The sequence below is a fragment of the Bariatricus sp. SGI.019 genome (assembly GCF_050315235.1).
GTDB lineage: Bacteria > Bacillota > Clostridia > Lachnospirales > Lachnospiraceae > JAFBIX01.
Map to the genome: position 1 here is coordinate 45,212 of NZ_JBNPOQ010000007.1, position 12,597 is coordinate 57,808.

Here is a 12,597-nt window from a genome sequence, read left to right on the forward strand (position 1 = left end):
TTCCTGAGATTATTGTTTATATATTTTTGGTTTTCTGCTTAGTGATGCAAGTGCTGATGGGTCGAAACCATCAATCTTCCTTTTACCAAACAAATCCAATTCTAACTTATCAATAAAATAAGATCCGTATGAACAGCTCGTATATCTATCCTTTCGTTTGCTACCTTGCTCGTAGATTTTAATAATACCAGTCTGTTGCATTTTTTCATACTGTAATTCAGCACATTCATTAATCATCAACTGTGTTTCTAAGAAAGGTAGTTCAAACTTTATTTGATTTTCTCCACCTTCAACTAAACTTTCAACGTACTCTTTATTTCCACCTAAAATATCTTCTTTTGCAGTATTGTAATTTACTAAGAAGTCGATTTTATTTTCAACAAGATTCTTTCTGAAAGCAATAGCAATATCACTATTTAAGTTTTGGGTAGCATTAATTACATAAATACAAGGTTTTGCAGTTCTGTCTTGACATACCTTTGCATAATCATCATTATTCATAACTTTTAATGGTGCGTATTCAACTCCACGTTCCTCATCATAAAGAACTTTCTGTAATGCATATGCAATTTGTAAACCACCATTTCTGGTATCCAGTACAATATAATCAGCAGAAAAATCTTCATATAATTGTCTTATGCGAATTGCTTGTAAAGTTGTGTCACCAATCTGATTTGATTCAATATATGGATATTCACGTCTATATCCTTGTTTTATTTCAACAGTATTTGCTTCTGTATTATATGTAATTGATTCAGGTATTGCACGAATACATGAATATACAGAATTATCGTTTTGAGTACCAGCAACAAATGCAATATCGTTTGAAATAACTCGTATTTCATTATCCAGTTTCGGTATTGCATATTTATTTTTCTTACCACTCTTGAAATCAATAGTGGTACGAGGGTAGAATACATGTTTAGAAACTTGACGATTGATTAACATTTTATATGTGAAATAAGAAGATACAGAGTCTCTCAATTTCAAATTTAAAAACTCTATTTTCCATGTAGCAGGGTCTTGTTTTTTCTTTTCTTTTATCAGTTGCTCCATAGTTTTTAGCTCATGTTTAAGAGCGATACTTTCGTCAAATGCCAACATTAGACCTCCGTTATGCTTTTTCATTTCGTCTAATGCTTGGTCTGCTATTCCCCACATCCAATTTCCATCATCATACCAACTAGAACTAATATAAATATCAACAGGTTGTTCTTTTAAAGCCTTATTATCTTTATATTCTGGCTTAAACATATATTTAGGTTTTCGTGGCGTCTGAAAAGGCGAAATAACTGAATCTTCAACCTTTTTCTTTATTTGCCTCGTTTCTTCGCGGCAGATTCCATTGCTCCGAAGTCCACGTGCGTTTTCATTTGCTACAAATACGGTAATTTTCGAGCCGTTACGGAACTTTACATAAATATCATTGCTTCTTGTACCATATGATTCAATCTCTTTTTTTAAAACAGGTGACCAATCACATAATTCATCAATAATCTTTTCAGAGACGATAAGTTTCGCCTGTTTTTCTGTAGCTGCTCCGATCCTAAACTTAGTTCCTTTATACAATAGGCATCTCGCAACCGCATATACTGCAACTATAAAAGATTTTGCATCATTACGACTTGCAATAATACAAATAAGGTTAGAAATACCCATCATATAAATAGCAATGGCTTGATACTCAAAAAGAGAAATTTTTAAGTAGTCGATTACAAACCGATGCAAATTCCTTTTAAAAAAAGTTGACCATGCTAAAACGTGTAAAACATTATTCTGATTACTTAAATAATGAGTAGAAGGAAAGTTTTTATATAATTCGAGCTGATTTTTATCTGCATATTGAGTTAAATCATTCTTCTTCATATTCATCTACCTCTGGAACGAAGAATTCTTTATCTCTAACATCACTACCAGTTTCCAAATTCATCATTGGACGAAGAATATGTCTTTCCATATATTCACCGATTTTATCCCAATCGGCATATAGTTCTTTGTCTTGATAAAACTCTTCTGGTGTATAATCAGAAATGAAACCAAGAGTCATACAAAATGTTTCATCATTACTTGCGTCTTTCTCTTCAACAGTTCTAAGACCAGCTTGTTTAAATGTTTTTGCATACTGTTCAACCAAAGCAGCATATTCTTTAGAATCTCCATTTTGCAAGGCATGAATTTTAAGCATATGAATGTTACATAAATCTTTAACAAAGATTTCCTGATTTGAGTCTATATTAGGATTCACTTTTTTTAACATACGGTAGTGTTCATCAAGATTTTTATAATCCTGTTCAGTAAAACCAACTCCCCATCTATCAACAGCAGAAGCAGTAATAGTAGAGTCTTCTGATTTTGCTTGTTCTCTTGATGTAATTACTTCGTGTTGTTTTTGTTCATAGTTATATTTAATCGAATCAATAAATGTTTTTCTCCCACCACAATTTAGATTCTTCTTTGCAGCATAATGAGAAATTCTAGTCCTATCCTTGTGACCGCTATATGTTTCTCTTGATGCAACTAAAGCATTTAAGTCATAATTCCATCCAGCTCTTTGACAAAAATCTCTCATAGCGTGTTCTTCGTTATTTGAATAAAAAGCTGTCATCTGAGCGACATATTTATCAGTACATTCTTTACACCAAGTCAAATAACCATTGTTTGCTTGGAATAATACATCATTAGTTTTTTGAAAATTACCATTCTGCGTTGTAAAACCCTTCCCACATGCCGAACACATAAACTTATGTTTCTTTTCATCAAATGGGGTAGCGGAACGCGGAATGTTTATATCAACATTGATGTCAACAACAGGAGTAGCATTCATACTCTCCGTTACTTTTTCTTCCTTAGTTTTTACATTTATATTTTGAGCCAAATGCCCACCTCCTTTTACTCCAATATAAAAGCACCACTTCAATTAAGAAGCAGTGCTTTCTAAATAATCACTATAATATTTCCAATGCATTTTTCTACCATCTTCTAAAATACCACAATAATTTCGTTTTCCTTTACAACAATTGCTTATATTAGCAGTATTTGTCTGAGAATATTTTCTTACAGCATCTGCAATACTATCAAAAATTTCATTTGTTTCCAAAAGTATAACTTGTTTTGAAGCGTATGATTTACCTCCAACAAATTTTCCTTTTCTGGCAATACACCATTCAAAATATTCTTCAAAATCTTCTTGTGTCATTTTTTCATACTCATCTAACCAAAAATAATGTTTACCTTTTGCAGTGAGCCACTTTGAAACTTTATTGCCAAATGTTGTTACCCTACGATTACAACAACCAAAAATTCTTTGAGGATTAACACCTATTGAATTTGCTGCTATATGTGGAGAATCAAAAACTTGTTTTGTTTCATAACATATTACTTTTCGTTGTTCATCTATGTAATCAATATAGTCATCTAAATCTTCTAGTGGTTTTTTAATCCACTGTTCAAATTGCTCTTTTGTATTATCTCCATTACCATAATAGGCATGAAAACTTTTATGACATTTTTCGCACAAAGTAATTCCATTACTAACATCAGTACGTTTTTCTACACACCAGTTGTAACCGTCAAGATGATGAACTGCTAATATTGTACCATCACCGTATTTTCCACAACATCTACAAGTATAATTATCACGTTTTAATACATTTTTAATAAATCTACCATATTCTTCTGTTGTTCTGTCGTCCACTCGTTGCTCATCAGTTTTTTCAATTTTCCAAGCAACATTATTTTCACCAGAATTAAACATTCTACAAGCACATGATTGACAATAATATTTATCGCCATGCTTAGAACGACTATAATCAATAAAAGACCTATGTAGTAATTCATTGCAACCATCACATTCAATATCAACCATTACAGAAGAGGATGGTAACAAATCATTTGTTTTAACAACTATTGTTGTCCCTCTTTTAACCCTCATAATACCTTGATTATCATTTTTGTTCCTATATCGTGGTATTATATATCCTAAGTTTTCATAATAGTCGATATTTGCAGGATGTAAAGTTACTTCAACTTCTTTTGTTAATAATCCCATATTTATTTCCTCAACCTTCTCTCAACCATTTATTTATCAGAATAGAGGAGTGGTAGGTTGAGTGACCACAAATCCAAGGTAGCTACTCCTTAGACCCTCTATTCTTAATTCCGACCATTCGCAACGACACGAATTACAATCCTCTTAGTCAGCTATTTATTTATTCTCCATTCAAATCCATTCACAATACAAAAAGAGCCACGTATCACTACATGACTCTTTTCAAAATTACCTATTCAATTTTCCCAATAAAAATCTCAATCTATTTACCTTCTAAGTTACTTATTTGTTAATTTTTCAATTTCTTCTGAGATGTTGTTTTCATCAGCAAAAACATAAATGCTCTTATTAAAATCTGTTTTACCATCTTTTGTTTTTGCTGGTTTCAGATCAACTATCCTATAGCCCATACGAACCAACTTTCTCGCAATATTTACTTTGAACACTAGTCTTGTTTTCATATCATTTCACCCTTTATCAAATATTTTGGTATCAAGTTTACTGTGAATGCCACGAGTTGCATTTGAGCTGACATTTTTATCAAATATGTCATTTTAGCAATTTCACGAATCACTTATATATTCGTTATTTTTTATGTTTTTCGCATTAGGTAACTCTTGATACTATATTATTCTCTATTCAGATTGAAACTTTTTTATTTTCTGTCGTGTTACCTTTGCCCATTGACTATTTGAGAAATATTCACTAATCCATTTGTCAACATTCATTCCACGACAAAATATATATGGATTCAATGTAATACATCTCATTTTATTACCAAGTTCAGGAATGCCTGAATTATGATAAGCAATAACTTCTTTCTTTCTCAAAGAACCCATTTGCTTTCTAAAAGTGCCAAACTTTAATCCGCCACCATAAAGAACATATAAGTCTTCAATGGTTAATGGTAGTGCCTGTTTATTTCCATTTTTTCTTAAAATACAATCGTTGTAGCAAACAAAGTCTTGCAAGAATAAAGCAAGTTGTGTTTCTTGTGGTGTTAATAATTCTCTAAATAGAACACCATTTCCTCTAAAATTTCTGATGTATGTAGTATCATCCATAAATCTTAAATCTTCCTTTTCTGCTTCTGGTTCATCAAAAAGTTCCTCAACGGTTATTTTTCTAAATACAAGAGTTTCAGAATCAGAGCAATGGATTTCTCCTGTTTCTGTATTTAATACTTCATGTTCACCATCTGCATAAACTGTTACTTGTTTTTTCATTTACTTATTCTCCTTTTGCGTTAATAATCATTTGTGTTAATCATTTGAGTAAAAATTTGTATAATAAAAAGCCCTATGAGAAATCTCATAAGACTTTAAATTTCTAAGTTATAAAATTTATAATTGGCTACGCTGCAAGCGTAGACAAAGGACTTGGATTTAGCGAAGCTAAATACAATGTCCTAACTGTCTGCAAGACGACAAAAATGCCAATCAAACAGCGAATTAATTTCCATACTTGTCATATGACAAGTGAAATAATGGAAGCGTGAAGAATCGAACTCCATATGCTCACCGTACATTTCTGTTTGGTTGCATTAACCAAATTTCACTCCCAATAAAGCGAGAGAGGGCGATGAACCACTCACACCTAGAAGCAGTATGCATCCCACTAATAGGCTATCGCATCAGGCTTCTCGCATAATATAATTCTTAATAATAGGTTGATAATTCCTATAGCCCGTTGTTTATCAGATAACCGACTTTGCTATTAAGAATTATTATATTGGCATGAAGCATACAACTAGCCAATTTTGGACTGCGCATTGTCCAGTTATTTAGAATAGGTCTTGCGCATAAGACCCATTCATGCAAATATTCATCTTTACGTAGATGGAAACGGACTTCTCGACACTTACTATGGTAGTCGTCAACCTATTGTGGATTCAGTCGTTGCCATTTATTTAGAAATTCGCCATAGAGCAGTAGCGAAAACCGTTATTTTTTAGCCTGTGACGGTTAGTTCACACTCAATTTTTCAGCAATTTGTTAATCGGGTAGCTGTGTGACCGATGCTCACTGTTTTCTTTTGAATATGTATGTTTTGTGCATAATTTGGGATTATGCGGAGAGAGTGCATATGAAATTGGAGATTTATCTACAAGTCAGATAAATTTCCTTGTTCTACAGTTTTAATACCTTCTTCTCCAAAATACTTACCAAACTTAGAATCAACAGATGTATCGCAATATAGACGGCACATCTCAGCAGAATCCCATCCGATGATATCTTGTATAACGCTATCCGGAATATTTGCTTCAGATAAATTAGTCACGAAGAGATGGCGAAGGCTATGCCAGTAAAACGGAACTCCTAAAAATCTTGAAAAACTTTCTGCCCAACTATCCATAGTTGTAATTGGTACTTGTTCATCTACATAAACACCATTTTCTTTTTTTGGAATTAGCCACTCAGAAGTTATATTGTTTTCTTCTCTGAATTTTAACCATAAATCTAAATATGGTTGAAAGCCTTTCTTTAAAGTATAAACGGTTAATAACTTGCCACGAGAACCTCTACCTTTTGTAGTTACAAGCTCAGGTGTCTTATATAATGAACCATAAATTACATTATCTTCTGTAAAATATGATACTTTCATCCTCGTTAATTCCGATTTTCGGCGTCCATTATTTATAGCCATAGCCAACATGCAAGCTTTGTCATATTTCTTTTTCTCTACAAGATAATCTAATAATTTCTGTAATTGTTCATTTTCAAAAACTGTTTTTTCTCTAACAGGACTTGAAGTTGGATTTTCAATTTTTCGTACAATAGGGCGATAGTTTTCAAATTCATCATCTAACATCGCCTCAATATAGTTTGAAAGTGAAGACATTGTGGACTTCACTCTACGCATTCTTGCTGGACTCCAACCAAACACATTCAAACAGTGATTTTGTATTTTTACTATATCTCTCTTAGATAATTCTACAAAGAATTTATTATTTAATAGTTCAAGTATTAGTACCCATATAACATCAAGATCATGTCTATAACTCTCAATCGTTGTTTTTGCACGGTCAATAGAAGTGAGATATTCTAGGAAATCATTTCCCAACTGAATGTTCTCTGGATTGACTTGTGCTAACTTCTCAGGAGAGCAAATATTGTTATATACAGTTTTTCTCGTATTTGCCACTAATTATCACTTCCTTTCCAATAGAAAAAGAAGCGATAGTGTAGCACTAAACCGCTTCTTTTACGCTGTTTTCTTTATATTTAAAAAATCGAATAATTCTTCCATAGTATAGTTTTTCAAATCACTAGGATGAAAAATTTTATAATTCAAATTATTCTCTCTAAAAAGCTTTTTTTTGTATCTTAATTTAAAGAAGTATAATTCCTCTTCACGACTTGTTAATTTTGTAAAATCATCTGTATCAATAAATCCTGCCATTTCAACATACCATACTTGACCATTATCTAATGTAAAACGATAATCACAATTCATCTTTCCATTATAATTATTTGTAAAATCAACATATGGAACATCTCTGTCATATGTAATTCCTTTTGATTTTAGCCATGTTGAAATATCATATTCAAACCGACTATCACATCTTTCACCATCATCCATGTAATAATGTGGTTTTCTGCAATTAGGTTCAAAACCATAATGAATGCATGTTTCTGCCCAACTACCATATCTATTTTGATAACACCAAAATGACGGTCTACCAGTATTATTAAAATCTCTTATTGATGGTACTCGACCAAATTCTTCAACAAATCCAAGAAAAGCATTATCTAATTCTTCATCCGTGTATTTTTGTACAGAATTTAATGATAATCCTAATTCTTTTAAGCAGTTATTCCAACCACCAAAATGTTTTTTAACTACATCTTTTAATGATGTACCATAATATATTTCCAACTTTTCCATAGTTGGTATAGTGCCGTTTACATCCACATATTCAAGAACTAAGTTCTGTAAAAAATCTTTATTGTCATGTCGTAAAACATATTTTCCATCATCATCAATTATATAATTCTGATTTTTTATTTCATCATCAAAACCACATTCATGCAATACATTTTTCCAACTACCAAATTTATTATTATATGTTTTTCGATTTGGCATATTATATTCTTTTCCATGTTCATCAAGAAATTTCATATTTGGTACAAAACCATTCTCTTTTACAAAATTCTGTAGTAGCAATATCAGTTCTTCTTTTGAATATACATGACCACGAAATGTACCACTTTCAGAAAATCCTAATTCTTTGTTCATTTTGTTAATATTTCCAAAATAATATTCAATATCTTTTCTTTGAACTTCTGAATTTTCTAAATCAGACAATTTTACATTGCGTCCCAATTTGTCATGTAAAGATTTAATGTAATCGCATACAAAATCTTTAGATGGTCGTTTTTTATAAAATACGTCTTCACCAAGATACTCTATAAAATCTGTAAATGACTTTAAATCTAAATAATCTGGTGCATTATCTGGATACCAACTTCTACATTTTAATCCCATAAAATGTTTTCTTAATTCTGTTCCTTTAATTGTACGACCTAATTCGTGACATGCATTTTTGAATTTTTCTACTTCTTGATTCCATATTTCAGGACTCACTTTTGTTTCAACCATAACTTTTTCCTCATTTCCCCTCATTCAATAACAATAGGAGAGAAGTGCGAATGAGGTTACACTTTCGTCAGGCTCATGACTTCCTAACTATCTCTCCAAAATCCCAATCTCGCATCGAAACACACGGACTTAGTTTCCACTAAACCGAATTGGGCTATACTTATATATTCTCTTTCTAACTTTCATTAACATCATTATGGTAGAGATAAGCAAATGCTTATAATTCTCTTTACTTACCAAACTGGTAAACCACAAATAGAACTAACTTGCTAAATTCATAACCCACTGGTTATAATTTTCAACAATCCATTTTCTGCCTTTTTCAGTCCATTTAAGACAAGGCTTAGAATGCTCATTTGTATAACTTTCATAATCTGCATAATTATCTTCAATTAACCATTCGTACTCTGCATAAGGACACCAAGTACCTGACTGATTTTTGAAAATAATATGATTTGCGTTCATAACTTTGTTAAGTTTGTTCGCACTCGAAAATCCTAAATCCTTAGCAACAACAGTAGTGGTGATAAGTCCATCTTTCTTTAAAACTTCATCATGGTATTCTGCTTTTGGTTTTAATTCTTCATTTTCAGCAATTAATGGAGCAGTAGCAAGTTCAATCAATCTATTATGTGCATAAGCAACCTCACTTGCGTCTTTACTGAATAACTGTAATTTTAATTTTTCTTCTTCTGTAAGTTGATTTTCATTCTTCAATCTGTCTTCCATTTGGTTAAAAGCATCTATGTATTTTAATTTCCATTCAAGTGCTTTCTTGCCTGTAAATCCCATACATAATAGTGAAAATCCATCTCGTGTCATCAAATACTCTTCTTGCTTTCTTCCATAAGAGTCATCATAATATGACAAAATAAACATCTCGCCAAAAATGGCGACATCTTTTTCAAATGATTTAATACTTCGTTTTACTTTATCGTGTGCCTTCCCAAACCTCTCAGCAACTTCACGACTGCTTGCTAATACTTGACCATTCTTTTCTGATAAAATAATTTCGTTCATTTTAATTCCTCCAATTCTTATAATTGAAGGTAGAGATAGTCATTTGACTGTAATTCTCTTTACCTGTCTAACTGACAGACCAATTATTTGTTACACATATTTATTCTCCAAATAAAAAGAGCCTACAGCCGACTACGCCAACCATAAGCCCTTTCCAAACAATATTATTTAATTACCAAAGAAGCATTCTACTTCGCCATTCATTAACTTCATCCATGAACTCACTATACGATAAAAGCATATCTCTAATATTGTCGAGATACATTTCCTCGAATTCTTCATATTTTTTGTCAAACTCTTCTTTACTACATTCCTTGCCATTAATCTTATAAGTAGATTTAGCAGTAGAAGTAGTAGCAGGTTTTTCATCATGTCTAAACTGTGATACATAATTATCAAATTCTTCCTTACTTACAGGTCTGCCATTAACAGTAAATCCTTCTTCACAGTCATCACAATCGTCACAACCACATTCATCTTCATATCCAAATAATTCGATTTCTACATCTCTATTCAACAGATTATCAATAGTCATCTGTTCTACACATCCATCCATATCTACGAAAGCATACTCAATATCATTGAAATACTTATCATCATAATATTCTACTGGTTGAACAACCATATATCCGTCATCATCAACTGAAATCATGTATTCTGCATCTTCGCTGTCTAACTCTAAATCAACTCTCTTGATAGTAATGCAGTCATCATTGAGCAATTCATCCATTGCATATTCAACAAGTTCCTTATCCGTAATTAATGCGACAGTCTTATCTGTGTGATAAACCTTATCAATAAAGATATCTACAATATCTTCAATCTCATCAAAAGTTAGAATATCTACAATATTTTTCTCTTGTTTGTTCAATATAAACACCACCAATCAAATTACAGCAAAACTTCCTTAAAATTCTTTGCTAACTTAATTTTTGGTTCACGATGCTGTGGAACTACATATTCCTCACCTTTTCTATCTCCTAGCATAATCTTTCCTCTACGTTCAGGAACAGTCTTTACAGACACTTTACCAATACCAGGAATAGAGACATCATCGTCTGCTTTTACTACATCAACAACTACTTCTGAAAGTGCGTCCAACACAGAAGCAATGTCCTTACGATTTACATTCTCTACCTTTGTTCCAATACTCTTAATCAACTCATTCTTTGTCATATTTCAATTAATTCCTTTCATTCTCAATTATTTTCGGCACTTATGATATTTGCCGAATTATATTAAAATAGGAGAGTAAGCCATGCAATACTCTCCAACACATGTGTTTAGTGGCTTCGTCAGCCAAAAATGTAATATCTAAATTCACAAAATCCATTGGTTTATAAGCATTTCACAAAATTTAAATATGCCTATTTTTCAAATTTTCGTTTTATCTAAATGCAAACGAAAATGATTACAAAATACAAAAAGCAACCATATTATTTGACGTGCGTCAAATAAAATTAGTAATTTATTTAATCAACTTTTAAAGAATATTCAATAGTTTTCCCTTTTCCTTGCTCAAATACAAAAAGAGAAGCACCAGCATTTGATACTTTGTTTAATGACATTCCATACGGATCAACACCAATCATACTCCTTATACTTATGTATTCACGGTTTACCCCCACATCTTTATGAGACGAATGGTGAACATGCGCTCCAATAACATAATCAAGAGGAGTATCTAATGCTATTGAAAAGTCTTTTACAGCATTATCAAAATTTTTAATTTCTCCGTGGCATCCCAATACTTGATATGTTGATAATAATGAATAATTCATACCAGTACAATTTTCAACAAATACTATATTTGGATTATTTTTTAACCGCTCTTTAATAAGAACCATCATAGTCTTACTTAAATTTTCTTCTGGAAATGCATTTTTAGGAGCGTTACAGATTCTAAGCTGATTATGGTTTGAATCAGTTACCATCTGAAATCTTATTCTTACATAATTGCTTAATTCATTTAACCATTCTGCCAAGAAATTTGCATATAAAACGCTTGAATCAATAACTCCATATCTTAATTTCATAAGCTGAGAATTGAGTCTGATAATTCCCTGTAGTCCATCACCAAGCTCCCAAACATTTAATTCATTAATGTTATTGTCCCTAATGAGTTCTACAGTTTGATTGAACAAATCCCACATTCTTTTTTCAAAAATTTCAGGGCTGTATTCATTGATAACATTACCAAATAAATCGAGTATTTTGTACTCAATTCCATAGTGACAGTCGCCAAACGCCAATAAATAAGATTTGTTATTATGAACTGGTTCAATATACTCTGGTATATTCATCGGATGAAGTTTGTGTATTGCTTCAACAATATACTGAGTAATCATCTCATCTCTTGATAATTCACGGAGCCATCTATTGGTTTCTAGTCGTTCAGTTTGGGCTTTTATTCGTTCTTTATGTGCAGCAACTTTTTCATTTGGACTTCCAAAGTCAACAGAAATAGCAGAAGTACTACTTGGTTCATTTACCCATCCAGCATCAATATATTCATAAAGTAATTTGCTACCTTTACGAACAGTATCTCGATGCTCTAAATCCCCAATATATTCAGACCTAAAATCTGCTACATCTTGCCACTCAATATTTTCATCAATTTTCTTTCTTTGAAGAAGGTCTAACTGTTCTCTAAGAAATTCGTTCTGATCTATATTAGAGCACTCCCTTCTTATTCATCATCAGATGTAATCACATCCAAATCTTCATCGGATTTCAACGCTACGCCAAATTCAATTTCCTGATTTTTAAATGCGTTAAGCAAGTCAGAAATTTTGACTTCCTGTTCAATATCATTTTCATCTATATATGTGATAAAAATTCCGTCTTCTGATAAAACTCCCTTTACTGATAATTTGTCTGTAATGTTTCTTTTAAAACTAAGCTTACTTTTAGCCAAAATAAAACCC

General features: G+C 31.9%; 12 protein-coding genes. All 12 read right to left on the reverse strand.

Features of this window, described 5'->3' with window-relative positions; translation table 11 throughout:
* Positions 1-9: 9 nt before the first annotated feature.
* Positions 10-1,866, reverse strand: a complete 1,857-nt coding sequence (locus tag ACQRD1_RS05675; RefSeq protein WP_427787036.1) for a hypothetical protein — start codon at positions 1,864-1,866, stop codon at positions 10-12.
* Positions 1,853-2,875 carry a hypothetical protein gene (locus ACQRD1_RS05680; protein WP_427787037.1) on the reverse strand — a complete coding sequence of 341 codons (1,023 nt, stop codon included), beginning with the start codon at positions 2,873-2,875 and terminating at the stop codon, positions 1,853-1,855. Before ACQRD1_RS05680 ends, ACQRD1_RS05675 begins: the two co-directional genes overlap by 14 nt.
* Before the next feature lie 42 nt (positions 2,876-2,917).
* Positions 2,918-4,048 (reverse strand): HNH endonuclease, encoded by a 1,131-nt coding sequence (locus tag ACQRD1_RS05685; protein WP_427787038.1) that lies wholly within the window; start codon positions 4,046-4,048, stop codon positions 2,918-2,920.
* A gap of 278 nt (positions 4,049-4,326) precedes the next feature.
* On the reverse strand, positions 4,327-4,509 hold the full coding sequence (locus ACQRD1_RS05690; protein WP_427787039.1) for a hypothetical protein: 183 nt from the start codon (positions 4,507-4,509) through the stop codon (positions 4,327-4,329).
* 174 nt (positions 4,510-4,683) lie between these two features.
* Positions 4,684-5,274, reverse strand: coding sequence for a hypothetical protein (locus ACQRD1_RS05695; protein WP_427787040.1), 591 nt, complete (start codon positions 5,272-5,274; stop codon positions 4,684-4,686).
* Between the two features lie 877 nt (positions 5,275-6,151).
* On the reverse strand, positions 6,152-7,192 hold the full coding sequence (locus tag ACQRD1_RS05700) for a tyrosine-type recombinase/integrase (RefSeq protein ID WP_427787041.1): 1,041 nt from the start codon (positions 7,190-7,192) through the stop codon (positions 6,152-6,154).
* Between the two features lie 60 nt (positions 7,193-7,252).
* Positions 7,253-8,650 carry a homing endonuclease associated repeat-containing protein gene (locus ACQRD1_RS05705; RefSeq protein WP_427787042.1) on the reverse strand — a complete coding sequence of 466 codons (1,398 nt, stop codon included), beginning with the start codon at positions 8,648-8,650 and terminating at the stop codon, positions 7,253-7,255.
* 261 nt (positions 8,651-8,911) lie between these two features.
* A complete protein-coding gene (locus ACQRD1_RS05710) occupies positions 8,912-9,670 on the reverse strand; it encodes a Rha family transcriptional regulator (protein WP_427787043.1) in 759 nt (252 codons plus the stop codon).
* A gap of 172 nt (positions 9,671-9,842) precedes the next feature.
* The gene (locus tag ACQRD1_RS05715) at positions 9,843-10,541 is read right to left on the reverse strand and encodes a hypothetical protein (RefSeq protein ID WP_427787044.1); all 699 of its coding nucleotides are present in this window, start codon (positions 10,539-10,541) and stop codon (positions 9,843-9,845) included.
* Between the two features lie 20 nt (positions 10,542-10,561).
* Positions 10,562-10,846 carry an HU family DNA-binding protein gene (locus ACQRD1_RS05720; protein ID WP_427787045.1) on the reverse strand — a complete coding sequence of 95 codons (285 nt, stop codon included), beginning with the start codon at positions 10,844-10,846 and terminating at the stop codon, positions 10,562-10,564.
* 296 nt (positions 10,847-11,142) lie between these two features.
* Positions 11,143-12,018 carry a hypothetical protein gene (locus tag ACQRD1_RS05725; RefSeq protein ID WP_427787046.1) on the reverse strand — a complete coding sequence of 292 codons (876 nt, stop codon included), beginning with the start codon at positions 12,016-12,018 and terminating at the stop codon, positions 11,143-11,145.
* 341 nt (positions 12,019-12,359) lie between these two features.
* A complete protein-coding gene (locus tag ACQRD1_RS05730; protein WP_427787047.1) occupies positions 12,360-12,587 on the reverse strand; it encodes a hypothetical protein in 228 nt (75 codons plus the stop codon).
* Positions 12,588-12,597 lie beyond the last annotated feature (10 nt).